The organism is Pseudoclavibacter terrae (assembly GCF_008831075.1).
GTDB classification, from domain to species: Bacteria; Actinomycetota; Actinomycetes; order Actinomycetales; family Microbacteriaceae; genus Pseudoclavibacter; species Pseudoclavibacter terrae.
The window spans coordinates 330,903-354,007 of record NZ_WBJX01000004.1; the positions used below are offsets into that span (position 1 = coordinate 330,903).

Sequence of the window (23,105 nt, forward strand, 5' to 3'; positions counted from 1 at the left end):
CGAGCACCAGGAACGCTAGCGCCAGAAGGCAGCGCCCGCCGTGGTTGCGTACTGGTCGTGACCCTGCAGCCCCGAGAATGCCGCGGCTCCGCTGATCCCCGCTGCGAAACCGAGCTGCGCGGGGACGACGGGAGCGGTGCAGTCGATGAGTGGCAGGAATTTCTCCGGCGTCGAGGAGATGCCGCCCCCGATGACGATGAGATCCGGGGACATCAAGCGCTCGAGCGCGTCGAGGTAGATCTGGAGGTTGCCTGCCCACGCGACCCAGGACAGCCCGAGTCGTTCCCGTGCCACGGAGGAAGCTTTGGACTCCCAGTCGATTCCGTTGATCTCCAGGTGGCCGAGTTCGCTGTTCGGGATGAGAGTTCCGTTGTGAATGAGGGCGGTGCCGATGCCTGTGCCGAGCGTGACGAGAATCACGAGACCGCCTTCCCCCTTGGCGGCGCCGTAGCGCGTCTCTGCGTAGCCTGCCGCGTCGGCGTCGTTCATCGCGACAGCGGTTCGGTTGAGTTCGTTGGAGAGATGGGTAGTCGCGTCGAAGCCGATCCAGCCGGGATCCATGTTCGCCGCGCTGAGTGTCACGCCCTTGCTGACGACGGACGGCAGACACACGCCGATCTGCTGGTGTTCGCCGGCAGGGTCGAGAAGCTGGACACAACCGGCGATGGTGTCGACGACGTGGACAGGTGCACCACCTCGGGGCGTTGGCGCGTGCACTGCCTCTCCGACGAGCTTTCCGGTGCGGAGATCGACGAGCCCGGCTTTGATGGTCGTGCCGCCGACATCGACGCCGATGGTCGCATGTGGATTCATGCCCTTGAGTCCTCCGTGATTCCTTCGTCGAGCGTGGGGACCGTGCCCGACATACCGGCACTGGTCTCGACAACTTCGGTTTCGAGGTCTTCGATTCGCTGCCCTCGTGTCCGGGTACTCAGCTCGCGTGCGGGCAGGAGCGCGATGGCGATGATGGTGACGATGGCCAGAGGGGCCGAGTAGAGGAATGCGTCCGCGACACCGCGCGCGTAGGCCTCTTCGACGATTCCGCGGAGGGGCTGACCGAGTGTCTGCAGGTCGGCGATCTTGGTGAGGTCGACGGTCCCAGCGTCGATACCGGCTGTCTGGAGCTCCGTCGCGTTGCTCTGGACGACGGATTGGGCTCGGATGCTGAGGATCGCGCCGAGGAGCGTGACGCCGATAGTTCCGCCAAGGCTTCTGAAGAATGCGACTCCGGCGCTCGCGACGCCGACTTGGCGTGGGTCGACGTTGATCTCTGCCATGAGGACAAGGTTCTGCATGACGCAGCCGATTCCGATGCCGACGAGTGCCATAGCCACCCACAGGTAAGGCATCGGAGTGGACACGGTCAGCATGCCGAGCATGGTCACGCCGACTGCGAGTGAGCTCGCGCCGACGATCATCCAGGGTTTCCACTTCCCGGTTCGGCTGATGAGGGCGCCTGCCACAGTGGAGGCGATCGTCACTGCGATGAGCTGCGGCAAGGCGATCAACCCGGATTCCGTGGTGGATGCGCCTCGCGAGAGCTGGAGGTACTGGCTCACGAACACGGCCGTGCCGTAGGTTGCGACACCGACGGACAGACTCGCGAGCACCGTCAGCACGAACCCACGATTCCGGAAGAGGGAGAGCGGGATGATGGGCTCTTTTGCGCGTGCTTCGACGATCACGGCGAGAATCAGCAGGATGACCGAACCGCACCCGAGCACCAACGATGTCACGGAGAGCCAGGGGAACCAGTTCCCTGCCTGAGAGACCCAGATGAGAAGACCTGAGACGCCGGCCGAGATGAGGAGCGCACCCGCGTAGTCGATGTGGACTCGCGTGTTGCGTCGGGGCACGCGGAGGGTGATGGAGACAACGACGAGGGAGATCACGGCCACCGGGATGGCGCTGTAGAAGTTCCAGCGCCATCCCAGTGCGTCCGTGAGGAACCCGCCCAGGAGCGGACCGCCGATGGTGCCGACCGCCATCACGGCACCGAAGAGACCCATGTACTTGCCGCGGTCCCGCGGGCTGATGATGTCGGCGAGCACGATCTGCACGAGCGTGAGGAGACCGCCGGCGCCGACGCCTTGCACTGCGCGTCCGGCAATCAGCATCTCGGGCCCTGTCGCGAGCCCGCACACCACGGAGCCGACCAGGAAGATCGTCAGCGCGGCGTTGATCAGCGCTCGTCTCCCAACCATGTCCGAGAGCTTTCCCCAGATCGGGGTCGTCACGGTGATGGTGAGGAGCGCGGCGGTCACGGTCCACGTGAGTGTGGCTTGTGTGCCGCCGAGGTCGCTGATGATGCGCGGCAGGGAGGTGGAGATGATCGAGCTGGAGAGCATCGCTACCAGCAGGCCCAGCATGAGACCGGTCAGAGTTGGGCCGACGCGGACGGGGCGTTGGGTGGAGGTTTCGTCAAGCGTTGACACGACTCAGCGGTCCTTTCAGGGGCTGCAGGTTTGGCAGTACTGGCGGCGGCGGGGACAGTCAGAAGTTGCGGTTGCCCTTTTGTGCGCTTTCGACTCGGCTGGCGTTGAGGCGCTGCAGCAGGTCCGTGAGCTGCGCCTTGGGCAGGTAGCGTCCCGCGCTCAGGGTTCGCAGTCGTCCGATGGGGATGCGCATGCCCGACTTGTTCGCGTCGATACCGAGTTCCTGCGACGCGACACTCTGCGTGTTTCCATTTCGGCCCATGATGTCGGCGATTGCCGCCGCGCCGATGGGGTCGCGGAGGAGCTCAGCGACGGTCGATTCCTCGGTAAACGGACGCCGCACCGCGTCGCCGTCGAGCCGCACAGTGCCGGATCGACGGATGTCTCGGCTGGATGCGGCGGCGTGGATGCCGTACTCGCCGCCTTCGACCACCCAGCGGTGGAGACCAATGTCCCAATAGGCGAGATCCTGGCGCGGGATCGTGATGGTCACATGCGCGGTCTCCCCCGCCTTGATGCCGACGCTCCGGTATCCGCGAAGCTCCATCGGTGGCCGCTGAACACCGCCCTCCTTCGACACGTAGAGCTGGATGACCTCCCGGCCGTCAACTGAACCGGTGTTGCGCACTGCCACCTCGACGCGGATGCCGTCGGGTGTGGCGACGAGCTGCAGGTCTGCGTACTCGAACTGCGTGTAGGAAAGGCCGTGCCCGAAGGGGAAGGCGACCTCACGACGGAGGTGGTCGTACCCGCGGTACCCGACGAAGATGCCCTCGCCGTAGCGAACGTGCAGCTGGTCGCCCGGGTAGGTCAGGTACGACGGCGCGTCTTCCAGGCGAACGGGAGCGGTCTCCGCGAGCCTGCCGGATGGGTTCACGCGTCCGAGGAGCACGTCGGCGATCGCTCCACCGCCCGCCTGCCCCAGGATCGTTGCATCCAGCACGGCTGGCACCGACTCGGCGATCTCAGCGAGCGCGATGACACCCCCGTGAATGAGCACAGCTACGGTCTTCGGCTGAGCTGCAGCAACAGCGCGGAGCAGCTGGATCTGTTCCGCGGGCACATTGATGTGGGTTCGGTCAGTTCCCTCCGCCTCGTCTGCTGCGGTCAGACCGAGGAAGACCACCGCTGTGTCGGCAAGCTTGGCGGCTTCAACGGCTTGCTGGCGGAGATCGGCAGCGTCCGTGCCGTCGTGGCGATAACCCTCGAAAGCTCGCAAGTCGACGTCCGGAGCGAGTGCGCGCAACTCGTCGAATGGAACGTCGGTGCGTGTCGGAATGACTCTGGAGCTGCCACCACCCTGAATCCGGGGCGAGGTCGCGAACGGTCCGACGACCGCAACCGTGCCTGTGCCTCCGAGCGGCAGCACCTGCTCGTCGTTCTTCAGCAGGACGATGGCGCGGCCGGCCACTTCGCGTGCGAGGGCGTGGTGCTCCGCCTCGTCGAAGGTCGTGTCCGGATGCGCGATGCGGGCCTGTTCCGCGCGTTCGGCGAGGTCCAGCATCCGCTGCACGCTCTGGTCTAAGACTGCTGGGTCCAGAGACCCGTCTTCTATGGCCGCGACGACCTCGGCGTCCGCCCCGAGGTCACCACCCGGCATCTGCAGGTCGGTGCCGGCGCGCAATGCGCGCACCCGGTCGCCGACGGCGCCCCAGTCGCTGACCACGGCACCGTCGAATCCCCACTCGCCGCGGAGGACTTCGGTCAGGAGCCAGTGGTTCTCGGTTGCTGGAGTGCCATTGAGCTTGTTGTAGGACGCCATCACGGTCCACGGCTTGGCTTCTCGGACCACCCGCTCGAACGTGCGCAGGTAGATCTCCCGCAGCGGGCGCTCGTCGATGTCAGAGCTGGAGCGCATCCGGTCCAGCTCTTGGTTGTTGGCCGCGAAGTGCTTCAACGACGCGCCGGCCCCGCTGCGCTGCAGTCCAGTGACCCAGGCCGATCCGATCTGTCCGCTGAGCAGCGGGTCTTCGGAGAAGTACTCGAAATTGCGTCCACAGCGGGGGTCCCGCTTGATGTTCACTCCCGGGCCGAGCAAGACGTCGGTGTCGAACGAACGGGCCTCCCGCCCCAGGGCCTCGCCGAGTCGCTCGACGAGTTCCGGGTCCCAGGTCTGCGCGACTGCGACCGCTGGAGGAAAGCACGTGGCCGGCTCACTCGGGGCGATGCCCATGTGCGGGGTGTCTCCGGCGGACTGGTGACGGACTCCGTGGGGGCCGTCTTCCATCGTGACGACTGGCACGCCAGCGGGTTCTTTCGTCACCCAGTACGCGGCACCGCTGGTGAGCGCGGCCTTGTCTTCGAGCGTCAACGCATCAACGCTGTGACGTGCTGTGGTGAGGTGTGACATGAATCTCCTTGATCGAGGCGGATGTGAGTTAGCGGGTTTTTCGCAGCATGCCGAACAGCGCGCTGGACCCTAAGAGGAGCGCGCCTCCGATGAGGAATGCTGGCCCGAAGGATCCCGTGATGGCGATGACTGCAGAGGTCAAGGCCGGCGCCACCGCTTGCCCACCGGTCGCGGCGACGTTGAGGAACCCGAGGTCTTTCGCTGCCTGGTCTCCGCTCGGCAGCACTTCCGTGCTGACGACCTGTTCGATGGAGTTGTAGATGCCACCACCGAGGCTGTTTGCTGCGCCGAACACGAAGATCGCCCACGGTGCCTGCACGAAGAAGAGGAAGACGGTCCCAAAGGCCATGAGTATCGATGCGATGACGATGAAGATCTTGCGGCGCTTGAACTTGTCCGAGATGGGACCGATCGCGGTTCCCACGAACATGGATCCGATAAGCGAGATGATGCCGAGGACGGGGAGGATCCGGGCTGCTTCTTCGGTCGAGGCGCCGAGGTAGTCGGTGACGATGTAGAGCTGGTAGCCGGTCACGACGTAGGTGCCGATGATGTTCAGAACTCGACCGCTGAACACGAGGTAATAGTCGCGGGATTCCTTGATGGGGAATGCGAAGGACGCGATGAGGGACTTGCGGCTGAACGGTTCGCGAGGCTGATCCCTGTTGGAGGGCTCGGGCGCGATCACTGCGATCAAGGGCCCGGCGAGGAACATGAGACCGGCGAAGATGAACATGCCCAGGGTCGGGTCGGTGAGGAAGCGCGGAGCTGTGATCTGACCGAGCAGCGCGATACCGAGCAGCTGGCCGAGCCCGTAGAGCGCGGACATCGTGCCGCGACGAGCGACGGGGACTCGGTCGGGCAGCATGGCCAGCAGCGGTGCGATGACTGCGTTCAGGAAGAACTGGAAGAGGCACCAGGCGAAGATCATCATCGGGATCGTCTGGGATGCGGCGACGAAGGCTAGCGAGAGGCCAGCGCCGGTCGACCCGAAGAGAATCCACGGGATGCGGCGTCCGAAGCGGGAGCGTGTGAGGTCGGAGAGAGCACCGAAGAGCACGTTCGCCACAGTCGCAACGATCACACCGCTCGTCGCGATGACGGCGACGATGGCGATTTTGGAGTCGGGCGCCATGATCTCGATGCGCGCGGGCAGCAGGATCGCATTGAAGGCCATGAAGGGGCCGAGGCAAAGCATCGATCCGACCAGGAGCGCGATGCCGATGCGTACGGGTTTCCACGGTTGCACGGGCACCGAGGTGGTGTTGTCAACAACAGTGACTTGTTCGTTCATCGTTGAACTTTCTGACTGGAGGCTGAGGTAGGTACGCTACTTGCGATATCGCAAGTAGCGGGAGCTTACGGCTCTACTAGCGTCATCGCAAGTAGGCGTGCAAGACTGCCCCCATGACTTCCACCAGAACGCGCCTCTCCGCGACCGCACGAAAGGCGCAGATCGTCAGCGAGGCGGACATTCTGATTCGAGAGCGCGGGTTCCAGGCACTGTCGATCGCTGCGGTCGCGGAAGCCTGCGGCGTCTCACGCATGGGCGTGCTTCACCACGTTGGCTCCAAAGAGAACCTGCTCATCGAGGTCCTCGAAGCGAAGGAGCGGGAGACCACGGTCGAGGTCGCGGCACTCCTCGGCGACACTGGCGAGCAGGATGCGCGTCGAGTGCTTGACGTGATGATGAACCGCAACATGCGGCACCGTGAAGTGATCCATCTCTTCACCGTGCTGGCGGCGGAGTCGATCAACCCCGAGCACCCCGCGCACGCCTACTTCGCGGAGCGGCTCCAACGAGGCGCGCGACTGCTGGCCCCCCTGTTTGTCGAGTACTCGGACGAACCAGAGCTCACCGCGCTTGAGGTCTTGTCCTTCATGGATGGGCTTCAGTTGAACTGGCTGCGCGATCCAACAATCGACATCGCGGCACGATGGGACGACTTTCTGTCGAGGTACCTCATCCCAACGCGCGAGCGTGCCCTGCCCGCGCAGAGCTGAGCCAGCGCTCCGTTCCGCCGCTGCAGCGGACGCTCGCCGCCTGGCACATTGTTTCGGGCTCAAGGAGGTTCAGGATCGGCGGGTCACACCCCGTCCGCAGCTCCCTCCCCGAACCGCTTCCGGTAGCTCGACGGGGTGCTCCCGAATGCGGCTGCGAAGTTCTGCCGCAGGGTGACGGGGCTGCCGAATCCGCAGGCCGCAGCGATCTGGTCGACGGACAGTTCGCTGGTCTCGAGGAGGGTGCGCGCCTCGTCGAGGCGGCGCGAGCGCACCCAGGCTGCCGGCGTCGACCCTGTCTCGTCGCGGAAGGCGCGCACGAAGGAGCGCTCGCTGAGGTGCGCCGCTTCGGCGAGGCGCGCCACGCTGAGCTCTTCGGCGAGGTGCTCGAGCGCGAACGCGCAGGCCACAGCGACCGCACCCCCGGACGAGTCGGCGGGCACGGGCCGCTCGATGTACTGCGCCTGCCCGCCCTCCCGGTGAGGCGCGACGACCAGGTGGCGCGCGACCCGGTTCGCGACCGCTGACCCGAGCCGCGTGCGCACGATGTGGAGGCAGGCGTCGATACCGGATGCGGTGCCTGCCGAGGTCATGACGTCGCCGTGATCGAGGTACAGCGCGGACGGCTCCACGGAGATCTCAGGGTGGCGTCGCGCGAGCTCCTCGGTGCTCTTCCAGTGCGTCACGGCGCTGCGCCCGGCCAGCAGCCCCGCGTCCGCGAGCGCGTTCGCGCCAAGGCAGAGGCCCACGATCGGCACCGCCCTCGCGTGGCGCTCCCGCAGCAGCTTCGCGAGCGCCGGGCTCGGCGCGACACCATCCTGAATCCAGGAGGGCACCACGATCAGGTCAGCATCGCGGGCGCTGTCGAGCCCCTCGATACCGCCCAGTGCGTACCCCTCTGATGTCGTCACCGAACCTGCAGCCTCGGAGAAGAAGGACGTCTGCCACGGCGCCGCCCCACTGCGCGCGACCTCGTCGAACACCAGATGCGGCACCGAGAGGTGGAACATGGAGGCCCCATCGAATGCGTAGACCGCGATCTTCACGTGCCCTCCTGCTGCTTGGCGTAAACCCATCGTAAGCGTGCATTTCTGCCAGTGGCACCCCGAGACGCGGCGGCAGAACATAGGAAGCACGGCGCGTGCCGTCACCAACGTCTGGAGCAGAAGATCATGACCTCCCCCCGCAGAGCCCTCGTCCTCGTCGACGTACAGCAGCAGTACTTCTCGGGCCCCCTCGAGATCCAGTTCCCGCCACTGGCCGAGTCCCTGCCCAACATCGCGGCCGTCATCGACTCGGCCGCCGAGTCCAGCATCCCGGTCGCGGCGGTCCAGCACACGGCCGGCGACCAGGCGCCCGTCTTCAATCCCACGACGCCTGAGTTCGCCCTGCACCCAGAGGTGGAGCAGCGTCGGCAGCCCGAGTGGAAGAGCGTCGTCAAGCAGTACGGGTCGGTGTTCGCCGACACGGACCTGCTCCCCTGGCTGCGAGAGCACGACGTCGACACGATCACCCTCGTCGGGTACATGACCAACAACTGCATCATCGCCTCGGCGGTCGAAGCGGAGGCGCACGGGATCGCCGTCGAGGTGCTGTCCGACGCGACCGGCGCCATCAACATCGCGAACAGCGCCGGCTTCGCCCCGGCCGAGACGGTCCACACCACACTGATGGCCTTGCTGCAGTCGAACTTCGCGGCAGTCGCGACCACCGAGGATTGGGCACAGGCGCTCGCCGACAGCCAGCCGCTCGCGAAGGACAACCTCCCTTCGTCGGCGATGTACGGCGCAGAGCTCGCCGCGCGCGGGTAGATTTCGATGGTGGATGCACCTAGGACGACCTCACGGCGGGCGGTGTTCCTCGACATCGACGGCACCCTGACGACAGACCTCGGCGAGGTGCCGGAGTCGGCGCACGCCGCCATCAAGAAGGCGCAGGCTAACGGGCATCTCGTGTTCCTCGCGACCGGGCGCAGCCCGCTGGAGATCGACCCGCGGGTCGAGGCGGTCGGCTTCGACGGCATGGTCGCGGGCGCCGGCGCGTACGTCCTCTACGAGGGGACGTGGATCGTCGACAAGCATCTCAGCGAGACGGAGGCGACCGCCCTCACGCGCGCCCTCGACGAGCTCGGCGTCGACTACAGCCTGCAGGGCAGGCACGCCATGCACACGACGGTCGGGCACCGGTCGCGGATGCGGCGCATCCTGACCCAGCTCGGGTTCACCGACTTGGAGGAGTCGGGGCTGAGGCACCACGTCATCGACTCCGGCCCACTGGAGCTCGACCGGACCGCGAAGGTCGTGTTCAGCAGCGACGACCTGACGACGTTCGACCGGGTTCAGGCTCGACTCGGCACCGAGTACGCGATCGTCGGCGGCACCATGCCCGGCCTCGGCACGGGCGGCGGCGAGATCTCCATGCTCGGGGTGCACAAGGCCGCGGCCATCGAAGCACTGCTGCCCTCGCTCGGTCTCGGCATCGAGGATGCGATCGCCGTCGGCGACAGCGGCAACGACCTCGAGATGCTGCTCGCCTGCGGTGTCGGCGTGGCGATGGGGAACGCGACGCCGGCAGCCAAGGAAGCCGCCGACTTCGTCACCTCGTCCGTCGACGACGACGGCCTGCACGCCGCGTTCGTGCGTCTCGGCCTCATCGAAGGCCGCTAGCCAACCGGCAGCGTCAAGCACCTCCCCCAGCTTCGCCGCGAACGCCTCAGGCTGGCCGGCGTACCCGAACTCGCCGCCCATGAACCCACCGTGGTGGCTGGGGAAGACCGTCGGTTGCGGTCCGAGTCGCTCGGCCTCAGGCCGGGCAAGCGGATGCCGAGCGCACGGTGCTCAGCGTTCTGACCGGCATCGCCGCCCCTGCCTGGCGGGAACAACACCACAGCTAGGTGCCGCCGACCGAGGCTCCCTCAACTCTTCGAAGAGCAGCAAGTGATGCTGCCCGCTGCGGCAGCGCCCACGACACGCGGCCATCGATTCTGCAGACGCCCAACGACGCCCCGATCGCCCGATCTCCGCGAAGTCCTCGCTGTCCGTCCGCCACAGAGAGCGACCCTCCCGATGCGACGCGTCGTCATTCCTCAGCGGCGACGACTTCCCAGAGGCCGAAGGGCGTGAAGCCCGCGGCCCGCGCCAGCGCAACGGACGCCACGTTGTCCACCTGGCAGCGGTACTGCGGCTCGTATCCCCGCGAGAGTGCTGCCGAGCTCGCCGCGCGGACCGTCGCGCGACCAAGGCCCCGACCGCGGAACTCGGGGAGCGTGATCACGCCGAGATCTGCCAGTCGAGTGCCGTCCCAGGGATACATGCTCACGGCGGAGGCAAGCCTGTCACCGACGAAGGTGCCGAACACGAGCCAGTGGTCGAGTTCGACGAACGCCTCGTCGAGATCAGCCTCGGGTGCTGCTGCTGTCAGTTCTTCGAAGGCGGGAGCATCCGCTTCCGTCAGCTGCCGGGTTGCTGGGCTGGGTGCCTCGCCGCGAAGCACGGCCTGCGCGTCGAGCGTCAGATAGAAGAGATGATCCGCGCCGTTGAGCGTCACGCCGGCGCGCTCGAGGACGAGCCCGAGCGCTGCGTCGTCGGTGCGGTCCCCGTCGGCCAGCGCGAGTTCACGCGCGCGTGCCGGCGTCAGCGAGACGAGCACCGGGCCCGCCTCCACACGCAGGCGCGCCACCGATCGACGCTCGGGCAGTGTCGGGTCGACCACGACGAGGGCAAGGTCGCTGAAGCCCGCATCCAGCACAGTCGGCATCCACTGGTCGGTCACGAGAGAGGAGAACACAGCATTCATACTGCCCGAGATCGGGGACGACGGCGCCAGCGGCGCTGATCACTCGCGAAGGCCAGCCCCGTCAGCGGCGACGTCCTGCGGCGATGGACGGCGCGAGGCCTACCACTCTCGGCCCCTCCACGACACCGAGCGCTGACGCGATCCGATGGTCATCGTGCTCCGCACGGTTCATGACGTTTCCTTCTCGTCAGCAAGGGGCTCCCGTCGGAGAAGAGCAGGATCGTCTTCGGTGTGAAATCAGGCCAGGCCGACGCGTGCGCTTTGATCCGACGCCCGCCCGCCTCAGTCATTGAGGAGCAGCTCCGACCTGGCCCGACAGCGTGACCGCCGCGACCGTGCAGCAGACCACGAATACTCCGCCCCCGACGGCGACCGGGATCGCGAGGTCGATCGACCCCAGGAGTCCGCCGAGCGTCGCGCCGACTGCGAGCCCCAGGAGGCTGAGCACGCGCGTGCTCGCGCCGACGCGGCCGAGCAGCTCGTCGGGGATGAGGCGGTGCCGGAGGGACTGCGCGCAGACGTTCCAGACTGTCGCGTGCAGGATGTAGAGCGCCAGGAGCACGCCAGCGACGATCGCATGCGTCGTGACGGCGAGCCCCCCGAGGGTCGCGGCTCCGAGTGCAAGACTCGCTGCGATCGTCCACCGGTACCCGGGCCACGTACGAAGTTGGGCGGCCAGGAACGTGCCAAGCAGCCCGCCGAGGGCCGACCAGGCGAGCAGCAGCCCGTACCCGGTGCCGTCCAGTCCGAGGCGCTCTTCGGCGAACAGCACGAGAATCGAGAAGGGCAGCATGTAGCCGACGCTCGCCAGGGCTCCGATCAGCGCCAGGCTGCCGACGATTCGGTGGCGCGCCAGCCATACGGTGCCTTCGCGTACCTCGACGGCGAGGGAACGTCGAGCGCTACCCGTTTCCTCGCCTCGCCTGACCGCGTTCCGGATCGGCAGCGCGAGCGCGGCGAGACCCGCGACGGCCCACAGCCCACCCATCGCGAAGACGGGCATCGCCGCGGCAACGGCGAACAGGAAACCCCCGAGGGGAGGGCCCGCGAACTCGTCGGCGACGAGCTGCGCGGCCGCCACCTTGCCGTTCGCGGAGTCGAGCCGCTCGCGGTCGACCAGCGACGGCAGGATCGCCGAGGCCGCGTTGTCGGCCATGCTCTCCAGCGTCGCGACCACGGCCATCGCCGCGTACAGGATCAGCAGCGTGAGGACGCCGAACTGGATGGCCAGAGCGAGCCCCAGCAAGGAGCAGCCGCGGAGCAGGTTCGCCGCGACGAGCAGGGTGCGGCGGTCGAACCGGTCGACCCAGACGCCGATGGGCAGCGCAACCAGCAGACGGACGAGCGCATAGAGCGTCGCCAGGCCTGCCACGAGGCGCGGGTCGTCGGTGACCGAGGCAGCGAGCAGCGGCATCGACACGAAGGCGATGCCGTCCGCCAGGTTCGATAGGGCGTTCGCGCTCCAGAGCACACGGAATCCCCGACCGAGTCGCATCCGTGAAGCCTACCGACGCGCGGATTGCCTGAGGTCCCTCATCAGGCGCGGAGTCCGAAAGTGCCGCACCTCGAGCAGCCAGACCCGGGCCGGGTAGCTCAGCCGCACGACGAAGTAGTTGAGATACTCGACGACCCCGAACACCCACGTGAACCCGACCAGCGCTGCGATCGGCCATGAACTGGGCCACCAGGCAACAATGCCGACGAGGCCGCCGACGAACACCGCGAGGTTCAGCCACTTCAGAGCCCCGACCACGCGGGCGAGCCCGACGGGCATCCTCGAAGCGCCGACCCAGTTCCGCGCCAGGAGCCAGTAGGCGCCGCCCTGCAGCAGCACGAAGAGCAGTGGGGCGAGCGCCAACCAGAATGCCGCGAGGTCCTTGCCCATCACCAATATGGTCGGCACGAACCACACGCCCAGCATCGCGAACGTCGCGACTGACGTCAGTTCGCCAGCACCGAGTGACAGGTATTGGCGGCGCGCGTCATGCCGCGTGCGAGGCGGCGAACCGCTCGGTCGAGACGGCCGCGCTCCGTCGGAGGGTGGCCGCCGGCGGTCCGTCACCGCGAGCGCTCAACAGAGTTGCCGCTACCCCCGCTGCTGCTGCGCACCACGAGCTCGGTCGGCAGGATGCGGTGCTCACCGATCCGCGGCACCTCGCCTTCCGCGTTCGCATCCACTCGTCCGACGACCATCTCGACGGCGGCGGAAGCGAGCTGCGCGGGGTCCTGCGCGAGGCTCGTGAGCTGCAGGTAGGGCAGCTCGGCTTGCTCCGAGTTGTCGAAGCCGACGACGGCGAGGTCCTCGGGGACGCGCTTGCCGAGGAGGCGCGCCTGCGCGACGACCCCCTGCGCGCTGCGGTCGTTGAACGCGATCACGGCGGTCGTGTCGGGGTAACGCTGCAGCGCATCCGCGATGGCTTCCGCGCCGGCGGCTTCGGACGCTCCCCCGGCGACGATCGCAATCTCGTCGCCGATCCCGGCCTCGGCCGCGGCTTCGAGGAACGTCGCCGTGCGCACCTCGTCACCGGAGACGCCTGGTGCCCCGAGGTACAGGATGCGGGAGTGCCCGCGCTGGTGGAGGTGCTGGACGGCGAGCTCGGTGCCGCGTGCGTCGTCCATGGAGACGCTGTCGAATCGCTCGGACGAGTACTGGCTGGCGACTGTCACGACGGGGACCTCGTCGGCGATCCGGTTCAGCTGGGGCTCGTCAAGCGACGCCCCGAGCAGCACGAGTCCCTCGACTCGCTCCCCCAGCAGCGCCTCGATGGCATCCGCTTCCCCGCGCCGCTTGGTGACCGCGGCGAGCGACACGTTGTACCCGGCCGCCCGTGCGGCGAGCTGCAGCTCATCGATGAGCTGGCCGTGGAACGGCTGCGCGGCGTGGAAGACGATGCCGACGAGCCGCGACCGCCCCTGCTTCAGCATGCGTGCCCGCTCGTCGCGCCGATAGCCGAGCCGGGCCGCGACCTGGAGCACGTGCGCGCGCGACTCGGGACTCGCGCCCGGCACATCCCGCATGACGATCGACACGAGCGGCTGCGAGACGCCCGCCGCGTCAGCGACGTCGCGCATCGTGACACGCCTGCCGCCGCCCGGTCGCGCCGGGCGGCGGGCATCTCCTGCGCTCACGTCGCTCATACGTCGATGCTAAAGGCCTCCCGGAAGCGGCGCAGCGCGAGGTCGGAGTCGGCAGACGCGAACGCCTCCATCGCAACGACTCCCCGGTACCCGAGCTCATCGAGCGCCCGGGCTACCCGCGGGTAGTGGATCTCGCCCGTCCCGGGCTCGCAGCGGCCTGGCACATCCGCCACCTGGATCTCGCCGATGTACGGCAGCGCCCGCCCGCACAGGTCCACGAGATCGCCTTCGCCGATCTGCGCGTGGTACAGGTCGAGGTTGAGGCGGAGGTGCGGACTGTCGACGGCCGCGACCAGCGCGATCGTGTCGCTCGCCCGGTTGAACGGCACCCCGGGGTGGTCGACGGCGTGGTTCAGGTTCTCGAGCGTGAAGACCTTCCCGCACTCCTCGCCGAGCTTCGCGAGCCGCTCGAGCGTCCGCAGCGCGGCGAGCCAATCGGCCGGCGTCGTGTGCGCGCTCGGCCGCACGGGCAGGCCGTTGTCGTCGAGACCCGTTCCGTGGATCACGAGGCGCGGCACGTTCAGCACCTGCGCCGCCTCGAGCGACTCGCGGGCTGTCTCGACGATCGCGTCGGCCCCATCCGGGTCGATGAGCTCGCCGCGGATGTAGCCCGACATGGAGCCGAACGTCGCGCCGGTGGCGACCAGCGCATCCAGGTCCTTCTCCCACCAGCGCCAGATCTCGACCTCGAACCCGGCCTCGTCGATGCGGCGCACGCGCTCCTCGAACGGCAGATCGAGGAAGAGCATCTCCGCGCAGGCGGCGAGCACAAACGGTGACGTGGCGGTGCCGGCTCCACCGTTCGAGGCCATTCCGCGGCTCACGTCACCTTGATTGGCCGAACCAGCCCCGCTCATCGGACGACCTCGACGGGTGCGCCCGTCTTGACCGACTCGATGCAGGCGAGCGCGATGACCATCGCCTCGAGCGCGGCGTCCGTGCCGGGGCGGGGGCTCTCGACGCCGGCGACGGCGTTCACGAACGCCTGCAACTCGCCCGTGTAGGCGGCGCGCATGAGCTGCGTGTCGGCGCGGACGGTGTCGAAGGATGCGCCGGCCGCGCCGTAGAGGCGGAGGCTGGACGCGGCGAGCTCGCCCGCGGTCGCCATGCCCGCGCTGCCGAAGATCTCGGCGCGGGTGTCGTAGCCGTAGGCGGCCGAGAAGTTCGCCTCGGCCGTTGCGATGGCGCCGTTGTCGTAGCGGATCGTGACGACGGAGGTGTCGAGGAGGCCCTTGTCTTTGAAGTCAGGGGCGACGAGCGCATCCGCGACGGCGTAGACCGAGGTCGCGCGGGCTCCAGGGTTGAAGAAGTTGAGGGTGTCGAAGTCGTGGATGAGGGTCTCGAGGAAGATCGTGAACGGCGGGATCGCGGCGGGGTTCGCGAGGCCCGGGTCGCGGGTCACGGAGCGCAGCAGCTGCGGGGTGCCGAGGGTTCCCGCGTCGAGGGCGGAGCGCAGCTCGGGGAAGCCGTTGGCGTAGCGGCGGTTGAAGCCCACCTGGAAGACGACGCCGTGGCGTTCGACGGCGGCCTCGACGCGGCGCAGCTCCTCGAGCGAGACGCCGGTCGGCTTCTCGCAGAAGATGGCCTTTCCGGCGGCGGCCGCCTGCTCGACAAGGGCGGTGTGGAAGCGCGGCGGGGCCGTGATGACGACCGCGTCGAGGTCGGGGCGGGCCAGCAGCTCGGCGATGTCGGTGTACGACTGCTCGACGCCGAGCGTCTCGGCGAGCTTCGCGGCTGCACCCTCGACGGGGTCGGCGATGGCGATGAGCTCGGCGTTCGGGATGTCGCGGGCGATGAGCGCTGCGTGGTTGCTGCCGATGCGGCCGGCACCGATCAGGGCGACGCGGATGAAGGGGTTCGTGGTCATGGTGTTTCTCCTGGGGACGGCGGTGCCGACACGACACTGTGCTGCTGGGTGCGCCCAGCACGCAAAGACTATTACGTACTAGCGCTCGGCGTCTAGTACGTATAAGGTTGCCTGCAATCGGCCGGTCGACCCGGCCCAGATCGCGGACAAAGGAGTTCTCATCACTTCCACGCACGGGGCATCAGCGTCAGAGACGGCCCTCCCCAAACTCACGCCAGGCCCGTACCGCAAGCGGCTCGGGCTCATCTCGATCGTCGCCTGCTTCGGCGGCCTGCTGTTCGGCTACGACACGGGCGTCATCAACGGCGCACTGCGCCCGATGGCCGCCGAGATCGGCCTCGACGCCTTCACCGAGGGCGTCGTCACGAGCTCGCTCGTGTTCGCCGCCGCCTTCGGCGCACTCTTCGGCGGGCGCATCTCCGACGCTATCGGCCGGCGCCGTACGATCATCATCCTCGCCGTCCTGTTCTTCGTCGGCACGGTCATCGTCGTGGCGTCGCCGAACTTCGCACTGCTGGTCGTGGGCCGCATCATGCTGGGCCTCGCCGTCGGCGGCGCATCCACCGTGGTGCCGGTCTACCTGGCGGAGCTCGCGCCGTTCGAGATCCGCGGTTCCATCACGGGCCGCAACGAGGTCGCGATCGTCACGGGCCAGCTCTCCGCGTTTGTCATCAACGCCATCCTCGGCAACACGCTCAGCCACATCGACGGGGTCTGGCGCATCATGTTCGCGGTGTGCGCGATCCCCGCCATCTGCCTGTTCTTCGGGATGCTGCGCATGCCGGAGTCGCCTCGCTGGCTCGTCGAGAAGGGTCGTCACGCCGATGCGCTGGCCGTGCTGAAGACGGTGCGCTCCGAGGAGCGCGCGATCGCGGAGCTCGGCGAGGTCGAGCAGGTGGCGGAGGAGGAGCAGAAGGAGTCGAAGGTCGGGCTCGCGGCCGTCCTGACCAACAAGTGGCTCATCCGCATCCTGCTCATCGGCATCGGCGTCTCGATGATGCAGCAGCTGACGGGCATCAACTCGATCATGTACTACGGGCAGGTCGTGCTCATCGAGTCGGGCTTCGAGGCCAGCGCCGCCCTGATCGCGAACATCGCGCCAGGCGTCGTCGCCGTCATCGGCGGGTTCATCGCGCTGTACATGATGGACCGCGTGGACCGTCGGAAGACGTTCGCGATCGGCCTCACGCTCACGACCACGTGCCACCTGCTCATCGGCGCCTCGTCGCTGCTGCTGCCCGTCGGAAACCCGGCGCGCCCGTTCGTGATCCTCATCCTCGTCGTCGCGTTCGTCGCTTCGATGCAGACGTTCCTCAACGTCGCCGTCTGGGTGTACCTCGCCGAGATCTTCCCGCTGCACATGCGCGGCCTCGGCATCGGCGTCTCCGTGTTCTTCGGCTGGATGACCAACGGGTTCCTCGCCCTCTACTTCCCGAGCCTCATCGCCGGGATGGGCATCAGCGGGGTGTTCTTCCTCTTCGCCGGGATCGGGGCGCTCGCGCTGATCTTCACGATCACGCAGGTTCCAGAGACCCGCGGCGTGACCCTCGAGAAGCTCGAGGTCGGCGTCACGACGGGAGCAATCCACGTGCTCGGCAAGAGCCGCTAGACACCACAGAATTCAAGACTCGGCCGCTTCTGCGAGCGGCCGACCCGCCCGCGGGGATCGGCTTCGATTGGACGTCCTGGCCGGACCCCGCGGGCTTTTCTGTGCGCTCCAACCTGAGCGTCCGCCGAAAAGCGCGAAGACGTGCATCCGATGTCGGAACGCTTTCGCCCGCCCGCGTGTTGACCTGATGTTGGAGAGGACATACCCATGACGCAGTACACGAAAGACCAAGACGCCATCGCTCGTCTCACGCCCGAGCAGTACGCCGTGACACAGCAGTCGGCGACCGAACGCCCCTTCGAGAACGAGTTCTGGCACAACGACGACCCGGGCCTCTACGTCGACATCGTCTCCGGCGAGCCCCTGTTCGCCTCGACCACCAAGTACGACAGCGGATGCGGGTGGCCCAGCTTCACGAAGCCACTGAGCGCGGAGAACATCGTCGAGAACTCTGACACGTCGCTCGGCATGCGGCGCACGGAGGTGCGTTCAGCCGCCGCTGACAGCCACCTCGGCCATGTCTTCGACGATGGCCCCGTCGACCAGGGAGGGCTGCGCTACTGCATCAACTCGGCTGCATTGCGCTTCGTTCCGCTCGAAGACCTCGAGACGGACGGCTACGGCCAGTACATCGCACTGTTCGAGGACAAGGCGGGCATCTGATGGCTGACGAGCGCGCGATCCTCGCCGGCGGGTGCTTCTGGGGGCTCGAGGAACTCATCCGCGACCTGCCTGGGGTGTTCAGCACGCGGGTTGGCTACGCCGGCGGCACCACCCCGAACGCCACCTACCGGCACCACGGCGACCATGCCGAGGCCGTCGAGATCGAGTTCGACCCGTCGAAGACCTCGTACCGTGATCTGCTCGAGTTCTTCTTCCAGGTACACGACCCGACAACGAGGAACCGGCAGGGCAACGACCGCGGTACGAGCTATCGCTCGGTGATCTTGACGCTCACCCCCGAGCAGGAGCGAGTGGCGCGCGAGACGATCGCTGACATCGACGCATCGGGTCGCTGGCCCGGCAAGGTCGTCACGAAGGTCGAATCGGCCGGCGAATTCTGGGATGCGGAGGAAGAACACCAGAACTACCTCCGCAAGCACCCGGGCGGCTACACGTGCCACTACGTGCGCCCCGGCTGGGTGCTCGAAGACTCGGCTGCGACGAGCTAGCCGCGAGGTCGTCCAGGGGCCCAGCTAGCCAGGATGCCCGCAGTCGAGTTCTCTCGACGGCGGGCATCCTGCAGATCTGACGTCGCCACTGAGGTCGTGAGCCCCCGGGTGCTTGCTCGGCTCGGTCAAGTGCGGGACGAGCGCGATGGTTGCTCATCTCGAGCGGGTCACCGTCAGCCGTTCGAGGATTCCCCGTCGACGACCGCGGTGACCCGGTCGAGGTACAGCGACACGAGCTTCGCCTCCTGCGGTGAGAGATCCTCAGACAGGTGACGGATCTGGCCGGTGACCGGGTCGATCTCGTCGGCGTCGAGGTCGGTATCGACCGGAACGATCATCTTGCGTCGCCGATCATCCGGGTCAGGCGTGGTGCGGATGAGGCCAGCCTCCGTGAGGCGCTGCACGAGCATCGTGGCCGACGCACTCGTGACGTCGAGGTACTCCGCCAGCGCGCTGGGGCTGGTCGTGATGCCGTCGCTGGTGCGTTCGAGAATGAACCTCATCGCAGACCGGTGCGTTTCACTCAGCTCACCGGTCGCTTGGCGCCGGCGGCCGAGGCGCGCTTCCGCGCGACGCAGTTCGTCGACAGCTTCCGAGGCGTCATCGCCTGGAGTGCGTGACGGATGCTCGCGGGTCGTCGAACGGTCTTCGCGATTGTTCGAGACGTCAGTCATCGGCGCGGAACCAGGCCGGGCTCAGAGGAAGGCGGAGACCGCGGCGAGGAAACCGACGCTGAGCGTCGCCCCGACCGCGCAGATGGCGAGGAACTCCTTGGGCAGCGTTCGCCGCTGGTAGGAGTCCCAGTAGGTGTCGGACGACGACAGCGCGGAGGACTTCTCGGTCGTGGAGGTGGGGGTCACGGAAGTCATGTAGTTAGCCTAGCTACATTCATTGCGGTCCACAAGGAGCCTGGCCCACGGGCGTGAGGACGGACGTTCGAATCCCGCAGCCGACCAGCAACAGGTCCTCCAGAAGCCCGGGGACACCGCAAACCGCCGCACCCCGTGGAGGGTGCGGCGGCTCTTCAGCATGGATCCGGTCTACGCCGTGTTCTTCCGGCGCAGCGCCAGAATGCTCAGGGCGCCTCCCAGAAGCAGCGTCCCGGCTCCGAACGCCATCCACGGGTTGAAGTCAGCGGCGCCGGTCGTCGCGAGCTCCGGCGAGGTCGTCTTCACCGGGCCGGGAGCCACGCTGGACGTTGCCGTCGGGGATGCGCTCGAGGTTGTCGTCGGGTATGCGGTCGGCTGCTCGGTCTCCGTGGGCGGGACCGTGGGCTGCTCCGTCTCGGTCGGAGGAACCGTCGGCTGCTCGGTCTCCGTCGGAGGAACCGTCGGCTGCTCCGTCTCCGTCGGAGGAACCGTCGGCTGCTCCGTCTCCGTCGGAGGAACCGTCGGCTGCTCCGTCTCCGTCGGAGGAACCGTCGGCTGCTCCGTCTCCGTGGGAGGAACCGTTGGCTGCTCGGTCTCCGTCGGCGGCACCGTCGGCTGCTCCGTCTCCGTCGGCGGCACCGTCGGCTGCTCGGTCTCCGTCGGCGGCACCGTCGGCTGCTCGGTCACCGTCGGAGGAACCGTCGGCTGCTCAGTCTCGGTCGGCGGAACCGTGGGCTGCTCGGTCTCGGTCGGCGGAACCGTCGGCTGCTCGGTCTCGGTCGGAGGAACCGTGGGCTGCTCGGTCTCGGTCGGAGGAACCGTGGGCTGCTCGGTCTCGGTCGGAGGGACCGTCGGCTGCTCGGTCTCGGTCGGCGGCGCGCAGAGCGCGGGCGTGAACGTGTTGTCGTCCAAGGTGACGGATCCGGTTCGTGCGATGGCACGGCCCGCGATGGTCGAGTCGGTGTTCACCGTGACGGATGCGAGCGCGATGATGGTGCCGACGAAGGTCGTGTCCGTGTCGAGCGTCGCGGAGCTCCCGACCCGCCAGAAGACGTTGCACGCCTGCGCACCGTTGACGAGGGCGACGGTGCTGTTCGGCGCGGTGGTCAGGGTCGAACCGATCTGGAAGATGAAGACCGCGTTCGGGTCGCCTTCGGCATCGAGGGTCACCGTGCCGGTCAACCCGGCCGAGGTGTCGGCCTTGTAGACGCCCGCCACGAGGGTCTGGCCGCCGAGGTCCGCGGCGATAGGAGCGTCGGACGCCTGGCTGGTGAGCGCGTTGTACGCGATCGCGGCATCCGACTGAGCGGCGGCGGCATCCTCGAGGGGCCGCGTCTCGCCGAGCACGATGCCGGGCGGGAACCCGGAGATGGCGCTCCCCGGGGCGACGCCGAGGTCGCCAGAGAGGATGCTGTCACCGGTGTTGGAGACGGATGCGCCGCCGAGCACCGAGAAGCTCGACGCGGTGCCGAGGTCCACTGCAGTGCCGATGGCCTGGGCGGAGTTGGCCTGCAGCAGCGCGGGCACGAAGGCGAGCACGGCGAGCACGCTGCCGGTTGCAGCCAGGAGAGGGATTCGAGCTCGGCGGGGGGCGGAGTTCGATGGAAGGGTGGGATTTGCCATGACGGCCTCCTCGAGCCGCGCAGGGCGGCGAGCACGCGAAGTGCGAGCATGGCTGACAGTACGGCAACGATGTTGCTTAACCTACGGAATCCCGCAATCCGGTATCAGATGCGGCACCCGGGCATGAAATACCCGGGCAACCGGGCCCACCCACGCGCCTCATCACCGCAGCGCCTCAGCGCCCGAGCGCCCCCGAGATCCCCCGCGCCGCCATCCGCACCCCGAGCGCGAACTGCGGCTCTGCGAGGCGCTCGACGTGCGCGATGATCGAGACCGCTGCGACGACCTCGCCGTGCGCATCCACCACCGGGGCGGCCATGGAGAAGGCCCCCGGCGTCATCTCCTCCACCGAGCGGGAGAGGCCCGTCGCGCGGATCTCCGCGAGCCGTCGGCGCAGCGCCTTCGGGTCGGTGATCGTGTTCGGCAGGTACTGGCGCGGTTTCGACGCGACCACCTCGTCGAAGAGCTCGATGGGCGCGTGAGCGAGCAGCACGAGCCCGACCCCCGTCGCGTGCAGCGGAAGGCGAGTTCCGACGTCCGAGATCACGCGCACCGCGTTCGGGCTCGAGATGCGCTCGAGATACACCGCGCCCAGGCCATCCCGCACCGCGATGTGCACGTTCTCCTCGGTCGACTCGAGGAGGTCCTCGAGGTACGGACGCGCGATCGCGCGCAGCCGCTCGGCCGTTGTGCGCCGCGCGCCCAGGCGCCACAGCTTGATGCCAACCCGGTAGGCGCCGGAGTCGGCCCGCTCGAGGCCGCCCCACTCGGTCCAGGATGCGAGCATCCGGTGCGCCGTCGACACCGGCAGGTTCGCCGCCGCCGCGATCTGCGTGAGCGTCAGCTCCTCCCGCGCGGAGAAGGCCTCAGCGATCGCGAACAGCTTCTGCGCGACGCTGCGCTCGTCACCACCGCCACCGGACATGCCGCAATGGTAGCCGCGAGCGGATCATCCACATCGATGATGCTCGGCATCATGAAGTTCAGCTTCCCTGATATGTGGGTTCGAGACGAAAGTTGTGGTGTGCCCGAGAACGGCACGCGCACACCGCGGCCGAGAACCACCACAGACGCACTGCACCAGACGAAAAGGATCGACGATGATCAAACTGCTCTCCCACCTCTCGCACATCGAGATCGCAACGCCAGACGTCGCGGCGTCGGTGAAGTTCTACGAAGAAGAGTTCGGCCTCCGCGTCGTCGCACGCGAGGACGGCAAGGTCTACCTCCGTTCGTGGGGCGACTACTACACGTACAGCCTCGTCATCGCCGAGGGCCCAGAGGCCGCCCTCAACGTCATGGGATGGCGCACCTCCAGCGCCGAAGCGCTCGACGAGGCCGCGAAGCGCGTCGAGGCAGCAGGCGTGCAAGGCCAGTGGACTGACCGCAGCGTCGGCCACGGCAAGTCGTACACCTTCACCGGGCCATACGGCCACACCATGGAGCTCTACTGGGACGTCGACAAGTACCAGGCAGACGCCGAGCACGCCTCCGTCTTCCCCGACCGCCCCGAGAAGCGGTCGAAGCACGCCGTCGGCCCCCGCCAGCTCGACCACGTCACCGTCGCAGCCTCCGACGTTCGCGGCTTCGCGAAGTGGTACAACGAGGTCCTCGGTTTCCGCATCATGGCCTACACGGTCCTCGACGACCACCCCGTCACCGTCTTCTCCGTGCTCACCACGAACGAGAAGTCCCACGACCTCGGCGTCGTCCTCGACAGCTCGTCGCGCCCCGGCCGCATCAACCACTACGCCTACTGGGTCGACACCCGTGAGGAGCTCCTCCAGGGCGCCGACGTGCTCATGGAGAACAACGTCCCCATCGAGTACGGCCCCTCCATCCACGGCATCGGCGAGCAGAGCTTCCTCTACCTCCGCGACCCCAGCGGCATGCGCATCGAGGTCAACACCGGCGGCTACCGCAACTACGTTCCCGACTGGGAGCCCAACGACTGGAAGCCCTCGACCGGTTCCAACAACCTCTACCGCAACGGCGCCATGCCGATCTCCATGACCGAGTCGTTCCCGCCGGACGCCGGACACCCCACCGCCACCGAAGAGGGCATCCTCCCCGGCACGGAAGAGGCCATCCTCAACCCGTACGCCGTGCAGGGCCGCGGCTAGACCGCGCCGAACGACGTCGCCGTGTCTCCAGCGGCGACGTGAGATCCGCACGACCGAGATCTGCGCGGGCCCCGCGCATCCACCAGGTCCTCCTTTCCTGGCGGATGCGCGGGGCCCGCGTTC

General features: G+C 67.7%; 22 protein-coding genes. 7 read left to right on the forward strand and 15 right to left on the reverse strand.

Features of this window, described 5'->3' with window-relative positions; translation table 11 throughout:
- Positions 1-15 precede the first annotated feature (15 nt).
- Genes ppgK through F8O03_RS13395 form a run of 4 tightly spaced genes read right to left on the reverse strand, consistent with a single transcriptional unit; the run spans position 16 to position 6,079 of the window.
- A complete protein-coding gene (gene ppgK / locus F8O03_RS13380; protein WP_151424288.1) occupies positions 16-813 on the reverse strand; it encodes a polyphosphate--glucose phosphotransferase in 798 nt (265 codons plus the stop codon).
- Positions 810-2,435 (reverse strand): DHA2 family efflux MFS transporter permease subunit, encoded by a 1,626-nt coding sequence (locus F8O03_RS13385; protein WP_151424289.1) that lies wholly within the window; start codon positions 2,433-2,435, stop codon positions 810-812. The genes ppgK and F8O03_RS13385 overlap by 4 nt, the downstream gene beginning before the upstream one ends.
- Before the next feature lie 58 nt (positions 2,436-2,493).
- On the reverse strand, positions 2,494-4,785 hold the full coding sequence (locus tag F8O03_RS13390; protein ID WP_151424290.1) for a glycoside hydrolase family 3 C-terminal domain-containing protein: 2,292 nt from the start codon (positions 4,783-4,785) through the stop codon (positions 2,494-2,496).
- Positions 4,786-4,813: 28 nt separating this feature from the next.
- Complete coding sequence (locus tag F8O03_RS13395; RefSeq protein WP_151424291.1) at positions 4,814-6,079, reverse strand: MFS transporter; 1,266 nt, start codon at positions 6,077-6,079, stop codon at positions 4,814-4,816.
- A 113-nt stretch (positions 6,080-6,192) separates the two neighbouring features.
- On the opposite strand from F8O03_RS13395, the gene F8O03_RS13400 reads away from it, so the two are divergent.
- Positions 6,193-6,789 (forward strand): TetR/AcrR family transcriptional regulator, encoded by a 597-nt coding sequence (locus F8O03_RS13400; RefSeq protein ID WP_151424292.1) that lies wholly within the window; start codon positions 6,193-6,195, stop codon positions 6,787-6,789.
- Positions 6,790-6,872: 83 nt separating this feature from the next.
- Here the strand turns inward: F8O03_RS13400 and F8O03_RS13405 are convergent, their stop codons facing one another.
- On the reverse strand, positions 6,873-7,832 hold the full coding sequence (locus F8O03_RS13405) for a GlxA family transcriptional regulator (RefSeq protein WP_151424293.1): 960 nt from the start codon (positions 7,830-7,832) through the stop codon (positions 6,873-6,875).
- Positions 7,833-7,958: 126 nt separating this feature from the next.
- Between F8O03_RS13405 and F8O03_RS13410 the strand changes: the two genes are divergently transcribed.
- Both F8O03_RS13410 and F8O03_RS13415 read left to right on the forward strand, forming a co-directional pair.
- On the forward strand, positions 7,959-8,597 hold the full coding sequence (locus F8O03_RS13410) for an isochorismatase family protein (protein WP_151424294.1): 639 nt from the start codon (positions 7,959-7,961) through the stop codon (positions 8,595-8,597).
- Positions 8,598-8,603: 6 nt separating this feature from the next.
- The gene (locus F8O03_RS13415) at positions 8,604-9,452 is read left to right on the forward strand and encodes an HAD family hydrolase (protein WP_151424295.1); all 849 of its coding nucleotides are present in this window, start codon (positions 8,604-8,606) and stop codon (positions 9,450-9,452) included.
- A gap of 412 nt (positions 9,453-9,864) precedes the next feature.
- On the opposite strand, the gene F8O03_RS13425 is transcribed toward F8O03_RS13415, so the two are convergent.
- The 6 genes from F8O03_RS13425 to F8O03_RS13450 all read right to left on the reverse strand — a co-directional run bounded on the left by F8O03_RS13425 (position 9,865) and on the right by F8O03_RS13450 (position 15,586).
- Entirely contained in the window at positions 9,865-10,572 is a 708-nt protein-coding gene (locus F8O03_RS13425) for a GNAT family N-acetyltransferase (RefSeq protein ID WP_208851868.1), read from the reverse strand.
- 295 nt (positions 10,573-10,867) lie between these two features.
- A complete protein-coding gene (locus F8O03_RS13430) occupies positions 10,868-12,076 on the reverse strand; it encodes an MFS transporter (protein WP_151424296.1) in 1,209 nt (402 codons plus the stop codon).
- A gap of 9 nt (positions 12,077-12,085) precedes the next feature.
- Positions 12,086-12,466 carry a hypothetical protein gene (locus F8O03_RS13435; RefSeq protein WP_244296277.1) on the reverse strand — a complete coding sequence of 127 codons (381 nt, stop codon included), beginning with the start codon at positions 12,464-12,466 and terminating at the stop codon, positions 12,086-12,088.
- A gap of 173 nt (positions 12,467-12,639) precedes the next feature.
- Positions 12,640-13,719 carry a LacI family DNA-binding transcriptional regulator gene (locus tag F8O03_RS13440; RefSeq protein WP_151424297.1) on the reverse strand — a complete coding sequence of 360 codons (1,080 nt, stop codon included), beginning with the start codon at positions 13,717-13,719 and terminating at the stop codon, positions 12,640-12,642.
- On the reverse strand, positions 13,716-14,531 hold the full coding sequence (locus F8O03_RS13445) for a TIM barrel protein (protein WP_151424392.1): 816 nt from the start codon (positions 14,529-14,531) through the stop codon (positions 13,716-13,718). Before F8O03_RS13445 ends, F8O03_RS13440 begins: the two co-directional genes overlap by 4 nt.
- Before the next feature lie 41 nt (positions 14,532-14,572).
- Positions 14,573-15,586 (reverse strand): Gfo/Idh/MocA family oxidoreductase, encoded by a 1,014-nt coding sequence (locus F8O03_RS13450; protein ID WP_151424298.1) that lies wholly within the window; start codon positions 15,584-15,586, stop codon positions 14,573-14,575.
- A 139-nt stretch (positions 15,587-15,725) separates the two neighbouring features.
- Here F8O03_RS13450 and F8O03_RS13455 point away from each other — a divergent pair, with 139 nt between their 5' ends.
- From F8O03_RS13455 to msrA, 3 genes are all read left to right on the forward strand, one after another.
- Positions 15,726-17,195, forward strand: coding sequence for a sugar porter family MFS transporter (locus F8O03_RS13455; protein ID WP_151424299.1), 1,470 nt, complete (start codon positions 15,726-15,728; stop codon positions 17,193-17,195).
- A 207-nt stretch (positions 17,196-17,402) separates the two neighbouring features.
- On the forward strand, positions 17,403-17,858 hold the full coding sequence (msrB, locus tag F8O03_RS13460) for a peptide-methionine (R)-S-oxide reductase MsrB (RefSeq protein WP_151424300.1): 456 nt from the start codon (positions 17,403-17,405) through the stop codon (positions 17,856-17,858).
- Positions 17,858-18,367 (forward strand): peptide-methionine (S)-S-oxide reductase MsrA, encoded by a 510-nt coding sequence (msrA, locus tag F8O03_RS13465; RefSeq protein ID WP_151424301.1) that lies wholly within the window; start codon positions 17,858-17,860, stop codon positions 18,365-18,367. The genes msrB and msrA overlap by 1 nt, the downstream gene beginning before the upstream one ends.
- Before the next feature lie 173 nt (positions 18,368-18,540).
- Here msrA and F8O03_RS13470 read toward each other — a convergent pair whose 3' ends face one another.
- The 4 genes from F8O03_RS13470 to F8O03_RS13480 all read right to left on the reverse strand — a co-directional run bounded on the left by F8O03_RS13470 (position 18,541) and on the right by F8O03_RS13480 (position 21,784).
- Entirely contained in the window at positions 18,541-19,041 is a 501-nt protein-coding gene (locus F8O03_RS13470) for a MarR family winged helix-turn-helix transcriptional regulator (RefSeq protein WP_151424302.1), read from the reverse strand.
- A 21-nt stretch (positions 19,042-19,062) separates the two neighbouring features.
- Positions 19,063-19,236 carry a hypothetical protein gene (locus F8O03_RS18105; RefSeq protein ID WP_167516578.1) on the reverse strand — a complete coding sequence of 58 codons (174 nt, stop codon included), beginning with the start codon at positions 19,234-19,236 and terminating at the stop codon, positions 19,063-19,065.
- Positions 19,237-19,407: 171 nt separating this feature from the next.
- The gene (locus F8O03_RS13475; protein ID WP_151424303.1) at positions 19,408-20,859 is read right to left on the reverse strand and encodes an ice-binding family protein; all 1,452 of its coding nucleotides are present in this window, start codon (positions 20,857-20,859) and stop codon (positions 19,408-19,410) included.
- A gap of 175 nt (positions 20,860-21,034) precedes the next feature.
- Positions 21,035-21,784, reverse strand: a complete 750-nt coding sequence (locus F8O03_RS13480) for an IclR family transcriptional regulator (protein WP_151424304.1) — start codon at positions 21,782-21,784, stop codon at positions 21,035-21,037.
- 175 nt (positions 21,785-21,959) lie between these two features.
- On the opposite strand from F8O03_RS13480, the gene F8O03_RS13485 reads away from it, so the two are divergent.
- Positions 21,960-22,982 (forward strand): VOC family protein, encoded by a 1,023-nt coding sequence (locus F8O03_RS13485; protein ID WP_151424305.1) that lies wholly within the window; start codon positions 21,960-21,962, stop codon positions 22,980-22,982.
- The last annotated feature ends 123 nt before the right edge of the window (positions 22,983-23,105 follow it).

What these genes read in the sequence shown, in the direction of transcription:
- ppgK (WP_151424288.1), bottom strand. Translation starts at nt 813, where the DNA reads ATGAATCCACATGCGACCATCGGCGTCGATGTCGGCGGCACGACCATC.
- F8O03_RS13390 (WP_151424290.1), bottom strand. Translation starts at nt 4,785, where the DNA reads ATGTCACACCTCACCACAGCACGTCACAGCGTTGATGCGTTGACGCTC.
- F8O03_RS13395 (WP_151424291.1), bottom strand. Translation starts at nt 6,079, where the DNA reads ATGAACGAACAAGTCACTGTTGTTGACAACACCACCTCGGTGCCCGTG.
- F8O03_RS13400 (WP_151424292.1), top strand. Translation starts at nt 6,193, where the DNA reads ATGACTTCCACCAGAACGCGCCTCTCCGCGACCGCACGAAAGGCGCAG.
- F8O03_RS13410 (WP_151424294.1), top strand. Translation starts at nt 7,959, where the DNA reads ATGACCTCCCCCCGCAGAGCCCTCGTCCTCGTCGACGTACAGCAGCAG.
- F8O03_RS13415 (WP_151424295.1), top strand. Translation starts at nt 8,604, where the DNA reads ATGGTGGATGCACCTAGGACGACCTCACGGCGGGCGGTGTTCCTCGAC.
- F8O03_RS13430 (WP_151424296.1), bottom strand. Translation starts at nt 12,076, where the DNA reads ATGCGACTCGGTCGGGGATTCCGTGTGCTCTGGAGCGCGAACGCCCTA.
- F8O03_RS13435 (WP_244296277.1), bottom strand. Translation starts at nt 12,466, where the DNA reads ATGGGCAAGGACCTCGCGGCATTCTGGTTGGCGCTCGCCCCACTGCTC.
- F8O03_RS13440 (WP_151424297.1), bottom strand. Translation starts at nt 13,719, where the DNA reads ATGAGCGACGTGAGCGCAGGAGATGCCCGCCGCCCGGCGCGACCGGGC.
- F8O03_RS13445 (WP_151424392.1), bottom strand. Translation starts at nt 14,531, where the DNA reads ATGGCCTCGAACGGTGGAGCCGGCACCGCCACGTCACCGTTTGTGCTC.
- F8O03_RS13450 (WP_151424298.1), bottom strand. Translation starts at nt 15,586, where the DNA reads ATGACCACGAACCCCTTCATCCGCGTCGCCCTGATCGGTGCCGGCCGC.
- msrB (WP_151424300.1), top strand. Translation starts at nt 17,403, where the DNA reads ATGACGCAGTACACGAAAGACCAAGACGCCATCGCTCGTCTCACGCCC.
- msrA (WP_151424301.1), top strand. Translation starts at nt 17,858, where the DNA reads ATGGCTGACGAGCGCGCGATCCTCGCCGGCGGGTGCTTCTGGGGGCTC.
- F8O03_RS13470 (WP_151424302.1), bottom strand. Translation starts at nt 19,041, where the DNA reads ATGACTGACGTCTCGAACAATCGCGAAGACCGTTCGACGACCCGCGAG.
- F8O03_RS18105 (WP_167516578.1), bottom strand. Translation starts at nt 19,236, where the DNA reads ATGACTTCCGTGACCCCCACCTCCACGACCGAGAAGTCCTCCGCGCTG.
- F8O03_RS13475 (WP_151424303.1), bottom strand. Translation starts at nt 20,859, where the DNA reads ATGGCAAATCCCACCCTTCCATCGAACTCCGCCCCCCGCCGAGCTCGA.
- F8O03_RS13480 (WP_151424304.1), bottom strand. Translation starts at nt 21,784, where the DNA reads ATGTCCGGTGGCGGTGGTGACGAGCGCAGCGTCGCGCAGAAGCTGTTC.
- F8O03_RS13485 (WP_151424305.1), top strand. Translation starts at nt 21,960, where the DNA reads ATGATCAAACTGCTCTCCCACCTCTCGCACATCGAGATCGCAACGCCA.